Genomic DNA, 20,131 nt, shown 5'->3' with positions numbered 1-20,131 from the left:
TCACAGAATTATATCAACATCTTTTTTGTTGATATCCAACCCTTGATTCGCATTACTGATGAAAAGGGAAACAAAATTTCAGTTGTTTTGCCCATCAAAACTTTCAAACACATATTAGAAGAATTAAAAAGCAATGAAATAGTTAAAATAAGCGATGATGAAGAAAAAAATTGGTTGAATTTTTCAAAACAACAATTTGCTAAACTTTATGAAAATGAAGAAGTTAACTATGATGATGAAGCAATTTAAGAGCCAAATTTAAATCACAAAAAAGTAGTCAAGCAATTCTCTAAATCAACAGTACCCAAACATTTTCCATTTCAAATTTTCCATCACACATTCCGCATCAATTAATCCACCCTTATCGCCCTTACCGGGGCAATTTTAGCCACCAGAAAAGAAGGCAGCAGCAGAAATAAAAGACAAAGTAGAAAAGTAGAAATATTGAGTAAGAGCAAATGCAAGATATTCAAATTAACAGGTGCATAGCTCACATAATAAGAAGCCTCATCCAATTGAATAAACTGGAAATGCATCTGTAGCAAGGCAATACCAATTCCCAACAAGTTGCCGGCAAGCATTCCAAAACCAAGAATATACGCAGCCTGATAGAGAAATATTTTCCTGATCTGAAAATTATTGGCTCCCAGTGCTTTTAAGATACCTATCATCCGGGTGCGGTCTAAAATCAGGATCAAGAGGCAAGTGATCATATTAATGGCTGCCACTGCAATCATCAATAAAATAATGATCAACTCGTTCATATTCTGCAATTCGAGCCAATCAAAAATATTCGGATAGACTTCCTTAATGGTCTGTGCCATTTGATCATAGCCCAACACATCATACAGGATATATTCTGATATACGCTCCAATTCAGAAGGATTTTCAAGGAATACCTCAAAACCTCCAACCATGTGTTCTTCCCAATCATTGAGTTGCTGGATGTGCCGCAAATCCACCAGGGCGTACATTTTGTCATATTCTTCCAGTCCTGTATTGTAAATTCCCTCAATTTCCAGTTGCCGGTATCGTGGTGGGTTTTGAATAAAATAAGCAAGGGCTTTGTCTCCAACCTTCAGATTCAGACGCCTGGCAGTGTAGGAGGAAATTAAAATTCCAGATGAAACAGTTGCTTTTGACACATCAAGCACTTTCCCGGATTCCATTTCGCTGTTTAAAAAATCCCAGTCAAAATCACTACTCACTCCTTTCAATACCAGGCCTTCAATCTGATCTTCCGTTTTTATAATCCCGGCCTTGTAGGCAAAAACCTGGATGTGCTTTATTTCCGGTAATGTATCGAGATGTGGATAATAAACCTGGTTTATACTTATGGGATGTTCCGATTTTCCAATTCCAAACTCTGTAATATGGATGTGTCCCCAAAAACCGAAAATTTTATCAGTTATCTCTTTTTGGAATCCACTGACCAGGCTAATGGTAAGAATCATCACTGCCATACTCAATGCCACAGCAGCTATAGCTATCCTAATGATAAATTTGGAGAAGCTGCGTTCTTTATTAAAGATCAGCCTTTTGGTTATGAAGCGCTCTATATTCAATGATATCTTCCTTTGAAAATCAAAATTAAACAATTTAATCTCCCATTATTTTTAAATTCGTGCAAGAACTTCAAATTCCACTCCATGAACAATCGTTTATTAATCACATCCCTTCTATTATTTTTCACTTTAAGCATATTTGCTCAAAACCATCTGATGATGGGCGCAGACCAACTTGATGAGTATCTGCCAAAACTAAAAGACAAAAAAGTCGGCATTGCTACCAACCACACAGGCATCGTTGGACATCCTCAAAATCCAAAACACATCGTAGATACGCTTTTAGCTCTTGGAGTGGATGTGAGGGCTATTTTCACCCCTGAGCATGGTTTCAGGGGCGATGAAGATGCAGGAGCTAGCATTAGGAGTGGAAAAGACAAAAAAACCGGGCTGCCTATAATTTCCCTCTACGGAAAGCAGAAAAAACCCGATGCCAAAGATCTGGAAGATATTGACCTGATCCTCTTTGATATACAGGATGTTGGGGCACGTTTTTACACCTATATTTCCACCATGCATTATTTAATGGAGGCTTGTGCAGAAAACAATAAAAGTTTTATTGTGCTTGATCGCCCCAATCCCAATGGCTTTTATGTGGATGGGCCGGTTTTAAAACCGGAATTCACCTCATTTGTGGGTATGCATCCGGTGCCAATCGTTCACGGTATGACTGTTGGCGAATATGCACAAATGATCAATGGTGAAAAATGGCTTGCAGGTGGTATTCAGTGTGATTTGGAAGTAATTAAATGCAATAGGTATTATCATAATTTCCGCTATAAACTGCCAATAAAACCCTCGCCAAACCTGCCCAATATGACCGCCATTTACCTCTACCCTTCACTATGTCTTTTTGAAGGCACCGACATCAGTGTTGGCCGGGGTACTGACTTCCCTTTCCAGGTTATTGGTTCTCCTGATATTAAAGCTGGAAAATTTCATTTCACACCACAAAGTATGGAAGGAGCTAAAAATCCAAAACACAAAGGGGAAAAATGTTATGGTCAGGATTTCAGTCAATTGCGCGAAGAATATTTCGTAAATGAAAGAGCAATTAATATTGATTGGCTAATCTCATTTTACAATAGATACCAGGGAGACAAAGAAGATTTCTTTACAAATTATTTTGATAAACTGGCAGGCACGGATCAGTTGCGTCAGCAAATTGAAGCTGGAAAAAACCCGAAATTCATAAAAAGCAGTTGGCAGGAAGATTTGGAAAAATTCATGTCTATCCGTTCAAAGTATTTGCTCTATGATGATTTCCGTTTCAACTGATTGAATTCCTAAAACCACAACATAATGCGTATTGTATTTATGGGAACCCCTGAATTTGCCGTTCCCTGTCTTGATATTTTGTATAAAAATGGTTTTACAATTGCCGGAGTCATTACTGCTCCTGATAAAAAATCGGGAAGAGGCCAAAAACTGCAAACTTCGGCAGTAAAAAAATACGCTTTAGAAAAAGACTTTAATATCCTACAACCTACAAATCTTAAAGATTCTGAGTTCATCAATACATTGAGAGCTTTGAAAGCGGACTTGCAAGTGGTTGTAGCTTTCAGAATGCTACCTGAGATTGTCTGGGCAATGCCGTCCAAAGGCACCTTCAATTTACACGCTTCTCTCCTGCCCGATTACCGCGGTGCTGCCCCCATCAACTGGGCCATTATTAATGGAGAAAAGATCACCGGTGTAACAAGCTTTTTTATCGAAAAAGAAATTGACACCGGAAAAATTCTTTTTCAGGAAAAAGTAACAATTGCAGAGAATGATACTGCGGGTACTTTGCATAATAAATTAATGGATAAAGGAGCTGAGGTTGTTTTAAAAACTGTACAGGCCATAGATCAGAATTATTATAAGGCAATAGAACAGGATCAAAGTAAAGCCCTACATCAGGCTCCTAAAATATTCCCAGCTGACTGTAAAATCAATTTTGATCAAGCGGCAAAACAAGTTTATAATTTTATCAGAGGCTTAAGTCCTTATCCCGGTGCCTGGTGCTATCTGGATGGTAATATTTTTAAAATTTATTTTGCTGAAATTACTGAAGAAAAAACACAAAGTATTCAAGCTGGAACGGTTGAAAAAAGTAGAAAACAATTGAAAATTGCCTGCAAAGACTATTGGCTTTCCTTAAAAGAAGTACAACCTGAAAAGAAGCGCAGGATGGATATCAAAAGCTTTTTGGCAGGTTACCAGGAACTCCAACCCAAAATATCATAGCCGCAAAATAAAAAGGGACCGATTAAAAACCGATCCCTTATTGCAAACAAACTTGATTGTTATTATTTGGTTATCACAATTTTCTTATTGTGCACTTCATTTTCATCTACCATTATCACTGCATGATAAGTACCATCAGCCAGCATTGAGAAATCAAAATCCATTCTGTTCAAACCGGGATTGATTTCAAAATCTTTCACATTGATTATCTGACCAAGTGTGGTAAATATCTGAACTCTTATTTTATGTACTTCAGAAGAGTTTACATTAATGTAACTGTTTCCGTTACTTGGATTAGGAATAAAGTTACCAACTGTGAGTACCCCTTCTTTTGTGATTTTAGCATTCACGATGTATGTCAATTCAAAAGCACCATCATAGTCTATTTGCTTCAACCTGTAGTAATAGGTTTTATTGGGTTCTACATCGTGATCATCAAATGCATATTCCAATTCATCAGTAGAGTTTCCAGCACCATCAACCCATCCAATTTCACGGAAGTTGACACCATCAGTACTTCTATGTACTTCAAATCCGGCATTGTTTATTTCAGTGGCAGTTACCCAATCTACTCTGATGTATTCATTGTCAACAGGTGTGGCTTTCAAAGAAACCAGTTCTATGGGGAGGCCGAAAGTACCACTTTTTGCAATACCAAAATCAGAAAAAGTTGTAAGACCAGTGGCCGGAATCACATCTGTTGGAGTATTAGTAGGATTTGAACTCGCATTAAATGTATGTAATGCTCCACTTATTACATTAACACCTTCACACAGTATCCCTGAATTCAAAACATCTGAAGACCAGTTGTATGCTGAACCAGCTGAACCTCCGGGAGCTTTAAGCAACTTCATATATGTAGCTCCAGCATTTTGGTTCAATAGCTCATCACTTGGTGTTGTAGAAATATCATAACTCCATCCTGTTGAATTATCAGCAGTTAGATTCCAATAACCGAAATTGTCAACCATGTCATTTATATCAAAATGCTGATCAACAATGCCCCCGTGAGGAGTACAATCAGCACTTCCCATCCAGCTTACACCGCCTATATTAGGTTCAGGGATAAACTCAGCTACAATTGCATTGGCTCCTCCAGGCACAGTAGTTAAATTTTCTATTTCAACGGGGTTATAACCTGTATTACCTGAAGCAAATCTATCGCTCCCAACAGGGAATAAATAATCATCATTGGTTTTTACAGCTCTTTTTAATTTACCCTGAACATAATTGGAAAAGTTATCGCCAAAATTATTCACTGAAATCACTGCGGCTGTAGGGTTATCATTAGTTACAAAAACTTCATTTGCACCTGTAATTAATTTACCATTGTTAAGTTCTAGTTGATTAGTTATCTCTACATCGCTGTCAACATCTACCCAAACTCTATTCTCGCCACCTTGCAGAAACTCAATATCAATTTCAAGATTGTAAAATTTCACACCAGTACCAGAAATACTATAGGTAGCCTCGACACCAGATTCATAAAACCTAACTTTACCTGTGCCTATTAGTGAGTCAAGACTGGTGTTTGAAATCCAGTTAATACCATTAGTATTACCAGTCGAACCATCCATCTGTATAAAACCATTGTTGACCAATTTTGAATTGGCATTGAGTTTTACCTCTCCATGTACATAAAGCTCAGCACCATTTTCAATAGTGACTTCACCACCATTATTTACAAACTCATTTTGAGCGGAAAGGGAGAAAACTGAAAGAAAAGAAAAAATTAATAGCGTGTAAATGTTTCTCATAATTTAATTTTTAATGAACAATCAAATTTTGCATTGCTATTGCAATATAAAATATTAATTGATAAAAGTCAATGCTTCGGTAAAAAATTCCCAACTAATATAAGCAATAAATTGCTCCTTTTATAATAAGCAAAACGAAAAACAGCGTAAATAGTTACAAATAAGCGGTTCACAAAGTGTAACCTTTGGATTGGATTTCCGTAAGAAAAGGCAACAAACCAATTTCAAACCATAAAAATCCAATCTTATGGAAATCTTAAAGAATTCAAGCTTAGCATTTATGCTATTGATTAGCATAATGATTCAAGCCCAAAACCCCACTCCCAATAAAGCCAAAATTTGGTATTTTGGGGAAAATGCCGGACTTGATTTTAACCAGGGACTGCCCGTACCAATCACCAATGGTGCGGTTATCAGTAGTGAAGGGGTTGCATCTATTTCAGATGCAAATGGACAGTTGCAGTTTTATACCAATGGTGACGGACATGTCAATAACAATGGTGCCGTATGGAACAGAAACCACCAGGTAATGCCCAATGGTTTTTTAGCAAATACTTCAGGTTGTGCAAGCTCTGTACAGTCTTCTTTAATCATTGAAGCCCCTGGAAACTCCAATGCCTATTACCTGTTTACCACAGATTGTGTTGAAAATAATTTGGCTCGTGGTTTAAGATATGCCTATGTTGATATGAACTTAGATGGAGGGCTGGGGGATGTTGTGGTAAAGGATGTTGAGCTGAAAGCTTATACCAATGAAAGCCTAACAGCCGTACGTCATGCCAATGGAAAAGAATACTGGGTGATTACACATATTGCTCAAACCGATTCTTTTTATGCCTATCATTTGGGAAGAACGGGCATTATAGGTGTGGTAAAATCAAAAGTAGGTCCTGTAGCTCCAGATTATGCAGGAGAAATCAACCCCTCTTTTAGCGGTGATCGACTGGTATTTTCAGCTACGGATTTCACCGGATTATTCAGTTTCGATAAATCTACGGGAGAATTATATAATCACAGAGATTTACAAACAAGGAGTTTTACTTCTACTTTTTCTCCCAATTGTAATTTCCTTTATACAGTAAATCCTTCAACAAAAGAAATCTTTCAGTTTGACCTGAATAAAAATGACCTGTTAAACAGCAAAACACTCATTGGTACAACTTCAGATTATGCTGGATCAATAAAAGTAGGCCCCGACAACAAAATATATATTGCTCAACGTAACAGTAGCTATCTATCTACTATTGAAAGACCGGATTATCCAGGTATGGCCTGTAATTTCCAGAACCAAGGCATTCACCTCGATGGCAAAAGAAGCAAATACGGGCTGCCCAATTTCCCCAATGATTTTGTAGGTGAATGTTCGCCATTCCCTGCTGACAGTGAAGACAAGAACCAGTTTTGGGCCAATATTGGAAATATGCGCTTAGCTGCTAATACTGCTTCCTTCCAATGGGGCAATATCAGTGCCCAGGCTACATACAATGTACAGTATCGATCTGCTAATGATTTTAAATGGAAAAATGAAACTGTTAATACAAATGAAATCAATATTGATCAGCTTGAAGCCAACAGCGATTATGAAGTAAGAATTATTTCAGCTGCCTATGGAAATGCTGTGTACTATCCAATAACCGGTCATGAAATCGAGGATGTTAAAGCCAATGGCACAGCAACGCCTTATGAACTGCCTGGAACAGCATTTACCACTCTTGACAGGTTCTCGGTGGGTATTTATCCTAATCCCGTAAGAGGACAAGGCGTGGTTGAAATTGATCTTGGTGAGCAGTCTTTAGACGTAATGGTTCAAATCTCTGATATGAGCGGCAGAACTGTTTATGCAGAATCGCTCAGTAAGGCTACAGGAACAAACAAAGTAGAAGTTCCTTTCAATGGACTGGCCAATGGCATGTACCAATTGAGTATTCAATCTGAAAATCAAACTGACAATAAAAAATTCATTGTTATGAATTAAAGCTATACACACTGAGAGAAAATGGGGCTTGACAAATATTTGTCAAGCCCTATTTGTTTTAACCTAAGTTCGATAATTATTTAAGAGCTCACCTGCCCTACTAAAGTCCTGCCCGAACTGGGACAGGCGGGCATTCAGGCGGGAAAATTCACTCCCGCCCCTTCAGGTTCGGGCAAGAAAACACAATAGGCAAGGCGCATTTGAGAAGGTCTACCGGGATAAACCGAGCATCCGGGCGGATGCTCCATGCGAACGGGAATGCAACGCTGTAAATTGCGTTTTATGGATTTCAAATGCCTTTCCAGCAGGTGTGTCTGTACCAAAAACAATACGATACAGCAATCTTTTAATTTTTTCCAAGTCAGAATGATTTAATTGCTGCTAAATTGGTTAAAAGTAATTTATTATTCAAAGGCACAGGATCCAAAGCTCGCGAGAATTGTGTGCTGGTAATGAGCACTGGCTTTCTTGTGCCACTAAATAAGTCTTCCTTCAATTGAAAAAGACACAAGTACCGCAATTGCTAAAGAGGCTAATACTGGCGAAATCCAAGGGGCTTTAAATTTATATCTTTGCAGCTTTCTCATGGCTAGTTAAGCCATTCCCTTAGCAATAAATTTCCCCTTCATAAAATACCTAAATTCAAAAAACATGAATAACCCCTCCAGTATTTGTTTGTCTTGCGGCCTTTGCTGTGATGGCACTGTGATTGGATTTGTAGAGCTCGACCGGGAAGAACTGCCTGCAATGCGCCAATTACTAGATCTGGAGGAAGTGGATGGCAATAGGGTTTTTCTGCAACCCTGTAAGAACTACTGTGAGGGTTGCCAAATTTATTCCAAAAGACCGAAACAATGTGCCAGCTTTAAGTGCGGACTTTTAAAATCACTCGAACAAAAGGAATTGAATTTTGATGCGGCTATTGAAATGATCCGGGAGCTTAAACAAAAAAAGAGCGCCCTGGAAGAAAAGTTAGCGCTACTAGACCTTGATCTACATTCTCAATCATTTCACTTTAAAATAGAAGAATTGAAAAGGTTTTTGCAAAAGGAAAAGTCAAAATCCACCTTAAAGCAAAAGCATCTGGAACTACTATCGGAGCTCCAGCAGTTCGATAAACTGCTCTTAAAAAATATGGGTATGGCTCCCCTATTAGCTCAAGAATGAGCTTAACGACTCCTGGGATTATGATTTATACGCTAAACATTTGTGCATAAAATAATTGCTTCTGCCCCAAACAACATCAACTCAATTCGGCTTTTAGAAAAGTTGAATTTCAGAAAAGAAGCCATTTTAAGATAAGTCTATTCATTGATGGAAATGAGCACTTCGTTTCTTCTATGTTTCAACTTAAAGGGAGAATTATAGCCCAGAAAATATACTTCTCCACTTGTAGGATGTCCATTATCCTTTAACCAATCCAAGAGCATTTGTTTATGGGCCGCTATTTTCTCGTCATTTGCAAATCCCCCAAAACGAATGGCCGCATAGCGTCCACCAGGAAACCGGTCTAAACTTATGGAGGTATCGTTGGGCTGTGGTAATTCGCTCATAGAATATTTGGAAGGTATTAAAAATTGCATTTCAAAATCTTGGCTGTCCTCGTGCATCCACACGGGAGCGGTCATGGCAATTTTTTCTTCTTGCTTATTCTCCCCAAAAATATAGCTCGCCAATTTTCTAAAACCTCTATTAGAAGCTTCATTGTATGTTCCTTTAATGGTCGTTTTGGCCACTATTCTGCCTGCGTAAGAGCGGATTTCGATATCGCCATCCTTGTCTTCAATGCTGTACTTTTGGAGCTCTACATCTTCTACATTCCGCACCACAAAATAATGTGTAATAGCGATTAAGCCAACAATGATTACCGGAATAATTATAAGTTTGTTCTTCATGTTGGGAAAACAGGCTTTTGAATAGAATTGTTTTATTTTTTATACCCCACAATATCCAACCGTTCATTGGCCATTTCGTATTCATCGGGGCGGTTGGAGGCGATAATGACAATTCTATTTCCGGCATATTGCTTCAGTATTTTCTGGTACCAAAGCACTCCATCACTATCGAGATTGGTGGCGGGCTCGTCCAATAAAATGATGCTCGAGTTGCTCAAAATACTCAAGCCCAATTTTAAGCGCTGCTTCATACCAGAGGAAAAATTGGCCACCGCTTTATCGGCATGTTTTTCCAATTCAATAATTTGCATAATCTGCATAACATCTAAATCATTGACAAAGGGTTTGAATTTAGCGTGAAAAGTCAATTGCTCTTGCAGCGTAAATTCTTCAATCAACTCGATATAAGGTGCTGAGAAAGAAATTTCTGAAAAGAGTTTTTCTTCCTCAATTATCTCATCATTATTTTTAAAATACAAATGCCCTTTGCTGGGAGAGACAAAACCGCTCAGGACTTTCATAAGACTGCTTTTGCCAGAACCATTGGGTCCTAGAATGGCATAAATATTTTGCTCTTGAAAAGTAAAATTCAGGTTTTTAAAAATGTATTCGCTGGAATACTTCAGGCCTATGTTTTCAGCTATTATTGTCATACTTATTGCGGAAGCCTTTCATAATTCCCCTTACAGAATCCCTTATAAAAGTGATGATAAAGTCGCGCTCGTTGGTAGCTTCAAAATTTGCCTCAATTTCGCGCAATGCTTTTGAAACATTGGAATGCCTTACAAAAAGGGTGCGGTAAATGTCCAAAATATGATTGATTTGCTCGCTGCTAAAACCCCTTCTGCGCAATCCAATGGAATTTACCCCCACATAAGAGAGCGGCAATCGTGCTGCTTTCACATAAGGTGGAACATCTTTTCCCACCAAACTACCACCTGAAATAAAAGCGTGTTCTCCCACTTTCACAAACTGATGCACGGCTGTCATTCCGCCCAAAACGGCATAATCACCAATATCAATGTGCCCTGCTAAATTTACATTATTGGCCAAAATACAATTGTTACCAATCACACAATCGTGTGCCAAATGCACATAGGCCATCAGCAGGCAATTGTTGCCCACTACGGTTTTGTTGCTGTACTGCGTTCCCCTATTGATGGTTACAAATTCGCGAATGGTGCAATTGTCGCCTATTTCCACGGTTGATTCCTCTCCCTTGAATTTTAAATCCTGGGGAATAGCGGAAATTACAGCACCGGGGAAAATCTTGCAATTTTTCCCAATACGTGCGCCTTCCATAATGGTAACATTTGGGCCAATCCAGGTGCCCTCTCCTATTTCTACATTTTTATAAATCGTACAATAGGGTTCAATAACCACATTATCGGCTATTTTAGCCTGCGGGTGTACATAAGATAAGGTTTGAGTCATACCTGCTCTTTTCTGATTATTTTAGCTACCAATACAGCTTCTGAGGCAATTTTGTCTCCAATATAAGCAGTGCCTTTCATTTCACAAATTCCCCTTCTGATCGGGCTGAGTAATTTCATTTTCAAAATCAATGTATCTCCGGGGCGCACTACATTTTTAAATTTTACCCTGTCGATCATTAAAAAATAAGTGTCGTAATTGGCCGGCTCATCTACTTCGTGCAAGAGGAGAATTCCCCCGGCCTGTGCAAATGCTTCCAATTGCAATACGCCTGGCATCACTGGATTTCCTGGAAAATGTCCCTGAAAAAACGGTTCATTAACTGTTACATTTTTAATCCCTGTAACCGAGTCTTTAGTCAATTCAATGATTTTATCAACCAAGAGAAACGGATATTTATGGGGTAAAATTTTCTGAATCGCCACATTATCGAACAAAGGTGCTTTTGAAGGATCATAAACTGGCACTTCATTTTTCTTTTTGCGGTCTTTTATCAGTGCTTTTATTTTTTTAGCAAATGCAATATTGGCAGCATGGCCTGGACGTGAAGCTGTGATTTTTCCCTTAAGCGGCCTGCCAATTAAGGCAAGATCACCAAGTACATCGAGCAATTTGTGCCGCGCAGGTTCATTGGGATAGCGCAAATCCACATTGTTCAAAATCCCTTCCTGTTTTACTTCTACTTTTGGCCGATTGAACAAACCTGCCAAATGATCCAGTTCTTCATCCGTTACTACTTTATCTACTACCACAATAGCATTGTTCAAGTCTCCGCCTTTGATCAAATTGTGCTCGACCAATTGTTCCAGTTCGTGCAAAAAACAAAAAGTACGACTGGATGAAATTTGCTCTTCAAATTCCTTTACATCTTCAATAGAGGCATGTTGATTGCCCAGTACAGGCGAGTTGTAATCAATCATGACCGTTACCTTATAGGTATCGCTGGGAACAGCAAGTATTTCTACCTTGCGGTCTTTTTCCTCATAAGATATATTGCTATCGATCTCGAAAAAATTTCTTTCTTCTTCCAGTTCTTCAACGCCCGCTGACTTAATGGCTTTTACAAATTCCGCTGCACTTCCATCCATTATTGGTACCTCAGGAGCATCGAGTTCTATCAGTACATTGTCTATGCCCAGACCCACAAATGCAGCCAAAAGGTGCTCAACTGTAGAAACCGAAGCACCATTGAGCTCGATTGTAGTGCCACGGGAAACATCAGTTACCAAATCAACATCAGCAGGAATAATGGGGCTGCCTTCCAGGTCGGTTCGTTTGAATTTGTAGCCGTGATTGACAGGGGCCGGGTGCAGGCGCATGCTTACTTTCTGCCCGGTATGCAAGCCTACTCCATTTATCTCTGCTGTTTTCTTTAATGTCTTTTGATATTGGATCATAATTCTTTGATCGGTTTATTTTTGCCCTAAGCCGCAAAGGCACAAAGTTTATAATTATATTTTAATCCATTTCACATTCTACATTTTCCATCATACATTTGACATTGCACATCCTACTGCTCCAATCCTTTTATTTTTTCCAATTCCCGCTCCAGCGCAATCAATTTCCTTTGCATTTCGGGCAATGACTTCAATGCTGCCAATGCCTTCATGCTTTTGCTATATTCAATAGCAGGAGAACCATTCCAGGCTTTTCCGCCTTCTTTTATGTTTCTCGCTACGCCACTTTGGGCGTTGATTTTGGTGTCATCGGCTATTTCAATATGGCCTGTGAAACCAACCTGCCCACCTACCAGGCAACGCTTACCGATTTTGGTACTGCCGGATATACCCGCTTGTGCAGCTATGGCTGAATTTTCCCCGATTACCACATTATGGGCAACCTGCACCAAATTATCGAGTTTTACGCCTTTTCCTATTGTGGTAGATCCAAGTGTTGCCCGATCAATAGTAGTATTGGCTCCAATTTCCACATTGTCCAAGATTTCTACATTTCCCAGTTGCGGGATTTTTTCAAATCCCCCCTTTTCATTGGGCGCAAAACCAAATCCATCGCTGCCAATCACGGCTCCGCTGTGCAGAATGCAATTGTTGCCAACTTTTGCAAATGCATATAATTTCACACCTGCATAAACTGTGGTATTATCGCCAATTTCAACATTATCGCCAATATAGCACTGCGGGAATATTTTCACTCCCTTGCCGATCTTCACATTTTCACCAATATAGCTAAAAGCACCTATATACTGTACTTTTTCATGTTTTGCGCTCGAATGTATAAAAACCGGGGATTCAATGCCTGATTTATTATCAGCAGCTTTGGAAAACTCCCTTAAAACAAATGCAAAACCCTGATAGGGATCATCTACAAGAATTAGCGAAGTCTTTTCCGATACAGCAGAATTAAAGTCTTTACCCACGATCAAAGCTCCTGCCTTAGTTTGGGCAGCGTATTTCTCATATTTGGGATTGGCAATAAAACTGATATCCTCCGGGCCTGCATCTTCTATTTTGGCCGGCTGGCTGATCATTTTTTTATCATCGCCTTTAATTTTCCCCTTTAATTTGGCTGCTACTTCTGCGATACTTAATTGCATCCGGCAAAATTAAAATTAATTAGCCATTTATCCCTATTTGGATTTTTAGCTTTTAAAACAAAGAGGAATTGCATTTAAACTTTTCAATAATTTCAGTAAATACCAATGTTTTTGTACCTTAAAATCAGGAATTGTCTTTTTCCAAAACAAAACATAAATGCCTTATTTATGAATTTATATTCTTTTGCATTACCGCTTATTTTTCTACTTTTTCAGCTGCCTATTTTCTCGCAATCCACTGGTAATTGGGAGGGAAAAGCGTATATGCCCACCGATAGACAAGAAATGCCTGCCGCAGTGATTGATGGGAAACTCTATATAGTTGGGGGAATAGGAATGTCTTTTGCAACTCATGATATACTTGAAATTTATGACGCAGAAAATGACAGTTGGTCAGAAGCAGCTGCTTTACCTGCCGCTCGCCACCACCATGCATCAGCTGCATACAATAACAAAGTTTACGTGTTTGGAGGTTATCAATCTGTTGCATTTGATGAGCAGGACGAAGTATTTGAATACAACCCTGCAACGGATACCTGGAATGCCAAAACACCCCTGCCCCGGGAAATGGGCGCAGCTTTTGCCGTTACTTTTGATGATCATATTTTTCTGATTGGCGGAGTGAACGGTTCTCTTCTGGATGTAAATTATCGATATGACCCGGTTTTGGATACATGGGATACCCTCGCCCCTATGCCAACACCGCGAGAACATCACGCAGCAGCAAGAATAGATTCCCTGATCTATGTTGTAGGCGGCAGGGGAAATGCCATTGCCCCCACAAAACTTGAAGCATATTCACCTGCTTCTGACACATGGTACACACTGGCAGATATGCCCACGGCAAGGAGCGGACTGGGTGCAGTTGCAATGAATGGCAAACTTTATGTTATGGGCGGAGAAGGCGGTGGCGTTTATGAGGAAATGGAAGAATACGATCCTGAAACAGATACATGGCGCTCACTTGAACCCATGCCCACTCCCCGTCATGGCATTGCTGTTGGGGTTGTTGACAGTCAAATATATGTGATTGGTGGTGGGGATGTTGAGGGTTTTGGTCCTATCCCTCTAAATGAGGTTTTCAGCTTTCCTGTAAATACTTCTATCTCTGAGCCAGGAGCTCCTCAAATCAAAATATTTTTTGCAGGAAATAGAGGCAAAATCATCATTGAATCCAACAAAGCCCAAAACATCAACTTCGCTATTTTTGATCTTACAGGAAAACTATTAATGCAGGAAGACCGGAATATCCATCAAGGAAAAAATACATTTACATTCCAAAGTACAGCTTTTGCAGAAAGCATTTACTTTTATAAAATCCGGGGAGCAGATTTTAGCAGTTCGGGAAAGGTTTACACTACGCATTATTGAAATACAGTAATCCTGCAACATTTGTCTGAACAGTTTGTGTAGGCAAAAGGATGACTATGACCGCAGTAAGTTTTTTAGGAGAGTTTAATTTTTCCTTCTCTCACTTTTTGCATGAATTCTTGTTTCTGCACCAAGGTCATACCTTTCATTTTTTTAGCTAATTTTTCTTTTATAGCCCGAAAGAATGCAACGGTGTCAAATCCATCTACAGAACGCTCATGATTGGAAGGTCCTTTTTTGTCTTTATTTTTCATCTTTCAAAAATTCTAATGGTGAACGAATATCTATCAGGGGATAGCCTAGTTTTAGGCTGACTTAAATCTAAGTGTTCTCCATTCCATTTCATTCTTTTTCCACAGCAGTGGCCCTTTCCATTTTTTTATGGAAAATTACAGCATCCATAAATTGTCTGATATTAATACGCATATACTTTGTCCAGCCAAAAGGACGAGATTTTTTTTTCTTTGATTTTAAATAGCAATCATTATCCATTTCCTTGAAATCGAGAAAACAATGCTCTGTACTACACTTCTCATTGACCAGGTATTCAAGGCTTCGTTTTTTAGCTGGTTTTAATTCCCTTATATAAGAATCCGGCCAACCTGACCTTGCTCTTTCTCCTTCAAAGATTATTGACCCAATAGTATAAAAACGTTCTCCATATTTTTCCTTTACATAATCACCCATACGAGGATATTTTTTAAACTGTTTTATTCCTAAATTAGATGAATTAAACATAAAATGACTTGTGGCTCCCCATAATATAAATTTCTTATGTGTATAAAACTGCTCCTTTAACCAAATCAAATTTTCAGCCATGTATTTATCCCGATATTTCCTATCCGTAATCAATGCTTTGGTGCTTTTGATCCATTGCAGCCAAAAAGTTATTTCCCTGTTTTCATCCAGCTTTTTGAGCTCCTTTTCAATTTTCAGCAAGTATTCCATAGCAACTTCTCCTTCCTCCGAACTGTAATCCGTCCTTCCTTGCATATCTTTTGCAAAGGCATGCCATCCCTCTGTTTTTACCAAATCTATATTGTATTTGTTTAACAGTGCTTTGATATCCTCAATAAGAAACTCTTCTGCTACGGCACCTTTATGAGATCCTGAAAACTGAAAATCAAAGCCGGTAAGGATCAAAGGTGTCTCAGTGTATTTGCTTTCTTCAAGATATTGGAACAAAGGCTGCATTTGTTTGCTTAAAGACCAAATGCCAAAAACACCTTTGCCCGCTGTAGTGTCCGCATTTTCTCCCTGCTCAATCAATTGCCAAGCCTTATGACAATCGTACAGGCCACTTTCAAATGCGAGTACTTCAAAGCCCATTTCCTGGTGCAGGAATTTCACCAATCTTGTTTTGGCTTCAAAACTTGTTCCATCCCCATGTGTAGCTTCTCCCAATGCTACTATCTCTACATCCTTTAATATTTCTTTTAAAAATTCAAGGTCAGAGAAATTTGTATCTAACGGGGAAATGCTATTGAGCGCTTTTAAATTGGAGTTAAGGCATTCATTTTTCTGAGCCTTGGAATCTGTAACAAAAAACAAAATTTGAAGCAAAAATATTTTAAAAAATAAAAATTTCATTGTTCATCTTTATGTAATAATAACTAAAATTGAGTTTAATCATACTGCATTTTTATAAAATTATCAGACCCTTACATAAATTTTTATACTCCTAATCTTGGCCTAAAGAACACCGAAGAAACATATAATTAAAGCTCCCAAAATCACCTCGGATAACAACAAAAATATTTTACCACCTGCTTTTTCTTCAATGAAAGATCGAGGTAATCCGTAGCGGAAGCAAAATCCTTTAGGCTGCCATCTTTGAACAGCACATTGATATTTCCAGTTTCAGGATTGTATTCCTGGTTGCTCAACTGTCCTTTAAAAACAAAATAGTCTAAATCCGAGGGATTATCGATATCCAGTTGAGCTGCAATTTTGGCTTTTTTCTCAACAATATAGGCTGTTTTAAAATCCTCGCTTTGCAATTCTATTTTAAACAACTCCCTATTGATCAGTGATTTGCATAAAAAGGAAAGAATTTTATCAGTGCTGTATGCCCAAACTTTCACAGCTGAAAAAATATCGAAATCATCAAGCGCTGCAAATCTTTCCAGGGCTTCTTCATTCTTTTCGAAATCAGCACGGCTCAATTCGTTTTTTAAAAAATATTTCAAAGCAGGTGTAGCGTCAAGTTCAGTTCCATTACGGGATAAATATTTAGCCCTTTCCAGAATTTTCACCAAAATCTGCTCGGCACAAACCACTGTTTTGTGCAAATAAACCTGCCAGTACATCAATCTTCTGGCCAGGAGGAATTTCTCTACCGAATACACCCCTTTTGCCTCAACTACCAATTGATTGTTGTGGACATTCAGCATTTTAATAATTCTGTCGTAGGCAATTACTCCTTCAGAAACCCCTGTAAAAAAACTGTCGCGTTTGAGATAATCCAGGCGATCTACATCCAATTGTCCTGAAATCAACTGGTGCAGATATTTTTTCTCATTTTTTCCATTGAAAACAGATATAGCCAGATCCAGCGCCCCATCAAACTTTTTATTGAGCCGCTCCATAAAGCAGGACGACAAAAACTCGTGATTGGCCCCAGGTACCAGACAGCGTTCTAAAGTGTGTGAATAAGGCCCGTGACCAATATCGTGCAGTAAAATCCCAATGCTTGCAGCCTCGTATTCCGCATCGGATATCTCAAAGGATTTTGACCGCAGCACATCTATGGCCTGCTGCATCAGGTGCATTGCCCCAATGGCGTGGTGAAAACGGGAATGTACTGCCCCGGGATACACATAATGCGTGAGCCCCAACTGATTGATCCTGCGCAGGCGCTGGAAATATGGATGCTCTATCAATTCGTAGATCAAACCGCCCGGAATGGAAATAAAGCCGTAAACAGGATCGTTTATTATCTTTTTATTTTTAATAATGCTTGAATTGCGTTTAATAAATTTATTTTTGCTAAACTGTGACACACAAAAATGCGAATAAATGAGCAAAATCAACATACTTTGGGCGGATGACGAAATTGATCACCTTAAACCACAAATTATTTTCCTGGAATCGAAAGGCTACAATGTAATAGGCGTAACAAATGGCCAAGATGCCATTGAGCGCTCAAAAGAATACGATATTGCAGTGGTTTTTTTGGATGAGCATATGCCGGGGCTTTCAGGTCTTGAAACCCTTACCCATATCAAAGCAGCCAACCCCGGACTTCCTGTAGTGATGATCACGAAGAATGAGGAGGAAAATATTATGGAAGAGGCCATTGGTGGCCAGATTTCCGATTACCTCATAAAACCGGTAAAGCCCAATCAAATTTTGCTGACCCTGAAAAAAATCATTGACAATAAACGTCTTGTCAGTCAAAAAACAACTTCAGAATACCAAAAGGAATTTCAAAGTATATTTTCCCAATTGCAAAGCGGAATGGACTTTAATGGCTGGTCGGAATTGTATAAAAAACTGGTCTATTGGGAAATTGAACTCAGCAAATCAGATACTGCAGGAATGCGCGATGTAATGGCCATGCAAAAGCAAGAGGCCAATGTGGAGTTCAACAAATTTGTGATCAGCAATTACCTGGATTGGCTCAAACCCAAAGATGAAGCAGCTGCCCCAACAATGTCACACAACTTAATGGAGCGAAAAGTTTTTCCTGTAATTGAAGAAGAGGTTCCAACTATATTGGTATTGATCGACAATTTGAGATTAGATCAGTGGAAAATCATACAGCCCATGATCAATGAGAATTTTAGAATGGTTGAAGAAGATACTTTTTACAGTATTCTGCCCACTGCTACCCAATACAGTCGCAATAGTATTTTCACAGGCTTATTGCCACTGGAAATTGAACAGCATTATCCAGAACAATGGAAAAACGATGAGGAAGAGGGCGGGAAAAACCTGCATGAGGGTTTCTTTTTAGAAGATTTTATAAAAAGAAGTTTTCACGATACGCTGAAAGTAGATTATAAAAAGGTTACAAATCACAAAGCAGGAAAAGAGCTGGAAGACAATATCCTAAATTATTGCAACAATCACCTTACAGCCATTGTCTATAATTTTGTAGATATGCTTTCGCATGCACGTACAGAAATGGAAGTACTCAAAGAACTGGCCAGTGACGAATCAGCATATAGAAGCCTGACACTGTCCTGGTTTGATCATTCACCATTGCACAATGCACTGAAAAAACTTAGCGATAAAAAGGTGAATTTGATTTTCACTACAGATCACGGCACAATGCGGGTAAATACTCCGAGTAAGTGTATAGCAGATAAAGCGACTACCACCAATTTACGCTACAAAAACGGAAAGAACCTTAATTACGAAGCCAAAGATGTCTTTGAAATCAACGATCCGCACAAAGCTTATTTACCAAAACCACATGTGAGTTCTAAGTTTATTTTTGCCAAAGAGGATAAATTCCTGGTCTATCCCAATAGCTACAATCACTATGTCAACTACTTTAAAAACACCTTTCAGCACGGAGGCATTTCACTGGAAGAAATCATCGTTCCTTTTGCAGTATATACCAATAAATAGTTATTAAAACTCTGTTAACCACCAAGACTAAATGCACACCAAGGTTTTTATAACCACAAAGCCACTTAGAACACAAAGGTTTTAACTACAAGACTCAAAATCCATAAAACTATGTTTTACTTTGTGAACATTGTGACTTAGTGCTTTTATTGTAGTTTTTAATTTTCACTATTTTCATTCATTATTATTTGAATTTAAAAACACTTGACTTATGAATGAAAATGAAATTGCGAAATTTGTAGTGAATGCTGCATATCAGGTTCATAAAGAATTGGGACCCGGATTGTTGGAATCAGTTTACGAAAATTGTTTGCTTTATGAATTACAAGAAATTGGATTGGAAGTAAAACAACAACATATACTTCCAGTAATTTACAAAGATGTAAAAATGGAAATGGGGTTTAGACTGGATCTTTTGGTAGAGGATAAATTAGTTGTAGAAGTAAAGGCAGTAAAGGAGTTAGAGGATATTCATATGGCACAAATCATTAGCTACCTGAAATTATCAAATAATAAGCTGGGTTTGTTAATCAACTTCCATGTTCCATTAATTAAAAACGGTATCAAAAGAGTCATCAATGGCAAACTTTAAAGAAAAGCTAATTTCACCACTAAGCCACGGAGATCACGAAGTGTTTTTTACTAAAGAGTACACTAAGATTTAAATCATACAGATTACTGTGACTCAAAGTATTATTTTGCTTTGTGTACTTTGAGCCTCCTATGTTTACCAAAACATAAATCTATTCAATTTGTGAGGTTTTTGTTTTAAT

19 protein-coding genes are annotated in these 20,131 nt (G+C 38.5%); 8 read left to right on the top strand and 11 right to left on the bottom strand.

Annotated elements, in window-relative coordinates:
• A partial coding sequence (locus tag WD048_07935; protein MEX0812133.1) for a hypothetical protein occupies positions 1-249 on the top strand: 249 nt, incomplete at its 5' end.
• Between the two features lie 101 nt (positions 250-350).
• Here the strand turns inward: WD048_07935 and WD048_07930 are convergent.
• Positions 351-1,565 (bottom strand): FtsX-like permease family protein, encoded by a 1,215-nt coding sequence (locus tag WD048_07930; protein MEX0812132.1) that lies wholly within the window; start codon positions 1,563-1,565, stop codon positions 351-353.
• Positions 1,566-1,649: 84 nt separating this feature from the next.
• Between WD048_07930 and WD048_07925 the strand changes: the two genes are divergently transcribed.
• Both WD048_07925 and fmt read left to right on the top strand, forming a co-directional pair.
• Complete coding sequence (locus WD048_07925) at positions 1,650-2,843, top strand: DUF1343 domain-containing protein (protein ID MEX0812131.1); 1,194 nt, start codon at positions 1,650-1,652, stop codon at positions 2,841-2,843.
• Positions 2,844-2,867: 24 nt separating this feature from the next.
• Positions 2,868-3,794, top strand: coding sequence for a methionyl-tRNA formyltransferase (fmt, locus tag WD048_07920; GenBank protein ID MEX0812130.1), 927 nt, complete (start codon positions 2,868-2,870; stop codon positions 3,792-3,794).
• Between the two features lie 62 nt (positions 3,795-3,856).
• On the opposite strand, the gene WD048_07915 is transcribed toward fmt, so the two are convergent.
• Entirely contained in the window at positions 3,857-5,551 is a 1,695-nt protein-coding gene (locus tag WD048_07915) for a T9SS type A sorting domain-containing protein (protein ID MEX0812129.1), read from the bottom strand.
• A gap of 247 nt (positions 5,552-5,798) precedes the next feature.
• Between WD048_07915 and WD048_07910 the strand changes: the two genes are divergently transcribed.
• Positions 5,799-7,526 (top strand): T9SS type A sorting domain-containing protein, encoded by a 1,728-nt coding sequence (locus WD048_07910; protein MEX0812128.1) that lies wholly within the window; start codon positions 5,799-5,801, stop codon positions 7,524-7,526.
• A gap of 134 nt (positions 7,527-7,660) precedes the next feature.
• Here WD048_07910 and WD048_07905 read toward each other — a convergent pair whose 3' ends face one another.
• Positions 7,661-7,849 carry a hypothetical protein gene (locus tag WD048_07905; GenBank protein MEX0812127.1) on the bottom strand — a complete coding sequence of 63 codons (189 nt, stop codon included), beginning with the start codon at positions 7,847-7,849 and terminating at the stop codon, positions 7,661-7,663.
• A 328-nt stretch (positions 7,850-8,177) separates the two neighbouring features.
• On the opposite strand from WD048_07905, the gene WD048_07900 reads away from it, so the two are divergent.
• Entirely contained in the window at positions 8,178-8,693 is a 516-nt protein-coding gene (locus tag WD048_07900) for a YkgJ family cysteine cluster protein (GenBank protein MEX0812126.1), read from the top strand.
• Positions 8,694-8,830: 137 nt separating this feature from the next.
• Here WD048_07900 and WD048_07895 read toward each other — a convergent pair whose 3' ends face one another.
• From WD048_07895 to lpxD, 5 genes are all read right to left on the bottom strand, one after another.
• On the bottom strand, positions 8,831-9,421 hold the full coding sequence (locus WD048_07895; GenBank protein ID MEX0812125.1) for a heme-binding protein: 591 nt from the start codon (positions 9,419-9,421) through the stop codon (positions 8,831-8,833).
• 32 nt (positions 9,422-9,453) lie between these two features.
• Positions 9,454-10,074, bottom strand: a complete 621-nt coding sequence (locus WD048_07890) for an ABC transporter ATP-binding protein (protein MEX0812124.1) — start codon at positions 10,072-10,074, stop codon at positions 9,454-9,456.
• On the bottom strand, positions 10,058-10,855 hold the full coding sequence (lpxA, locus tag WD048_07885) for an acyl-ACP--UDP-N-acetylglucosamine O-acyltransferase (protein ID MEX0812123.1): 798 nt from the start codon (positions 10,853-10,855) through the stop codon (positions 10,058-10,060). The genes WD048_07890 and lpxA overlap by 17 nt, the downstream gene beginning before the upstream one ends.
• Complete coding sequence (locus WD048_07880) at positions 10,852-12,252, bottom strand: bifunctional UDP-3-O-[3-hydroxymyristoyl] N-acetylglucosamine deacetylase/3-hydroxyacyl-ACP dehydratase (protein ID MEX0812122.1); 1,401 nt, start codon at positions 12,250-12,252, stop codon at positions 10,852-10,854. The genes lpxA and WD048_07880 overlap by 4 nt, the downstream gene beginning before the upstream one ends.
• Before the next feature lie 113 nt (positions 12,253-12,365).
• Positions 12,366-13,409 (bottom strand): UDP-3-O-(3-hydroxymyristoyl)glucosamine N-acyltransferase, encoded by a 1,044-nt coding sequence (gene lpxD / locus WD048_07875; GenBank protein ID MEX0812121.1) that lies wholly within the window; start codon positions 13,407-13,409, stop codon positions 12,366-12,368.
• Between the two features lie 168 nt (positions 13,410-13,577).
• On the opposite strand from lpxD, the gene WD048_07870 reads away from it, so the two are divergent.
• Positions 13,578-14,780: a kelch repeat-containing protein gene (locus WD048_07870; GenBank protein MEX0812120.1), complete on the top strand. Its 1,203-nt coding sequence runs from the start codon at positions 13,578-13,580 to the stop codon at positions 14,778-14,780.
• A gap of 74 nt (positions 14,781-14,854) precedes the next feature.
• On the opposite strand, the gene WD048_07865 is transcribed toward WD048_07870, so the two are convergent.
• From WD048_07865 to WD048_07855, 3 genes are all read right to left on the bottom strand, one after another.
• Positions 14,855-15,034, bottom strand: coding sequence for a hypothetical protein (locus WD048_07865; protein ID MEX0812119.1), 180 nt, complete (start codon positions 15,032-15,034; stop codon positions 14,855-14,857).
• A gap of 88 nt (positions 15,035-15,122) precedes the next feature.
• Positions 15,123-16,370, bottom strand: coding sequence for an erythromycin esterase family protein (locus tag WD048_07860; GenBank protein MEX0812118.1), 1,248 nt, complete (start codon positions 16,368-16,370; stop codon positions 15,123-15,125).
• 143 nt (positions 16,371-16,513) lie between these two features.
• Positions 16,514-17,815: an HD domain-containing protein gene (locus WD048_07855; protein ID MEX0812117.1), complete on the bottom strand. Its 1,302-nt coding sequence runs from the start codon at positions 17,813-17,815 to the stop codon at positions 16,514-16,516.
• Here WD048_07855 and WD048_07850 point away from each other — a divergent pair.
• Positions 17,799-19,358 carry a bifunctional response regulator/alkaline phosphatase family protein gene (locus tag WD048_07850; protein ID MEX0812116.1) on the top strand — a complete coding sequence of 520 codons (1,560 nt, stop codon included), beginning with the start codon at positions 17,799-17,801 and terminating at the stop codon, positions 19,356-19,358. The two genes, WD048_07855 and WD048_07850, sit on opposite strands and share 17 nt — an antisense overlap.
• Positions 19,359-19,569: 211 nt before the next feature.
• Positions 19,570-19,950, top strand: coding sequence for a GxxExxY protein (locus WD048_07845; GenBank protein ID MEX0812115.1), 381 nt, complete (start codon positions 19,570-19,572; stop codon positions 19,948-19,950).
• Positions 19,951-20,131 lie beyond the last annotated feature (181 nt).

Source organism: Chitinophagales bacterium, from assembly GCA_040877935.1.
GTDB lineage: Bacteria > Bacteroidota > Bacteroidia > Chitinophagales > CAIOSU01 > JBBDNB01.
Note: the sequence above shows the minus strand (reverse complement) of the source record. Positions and strands in the feature narration are given on the sequence as shown.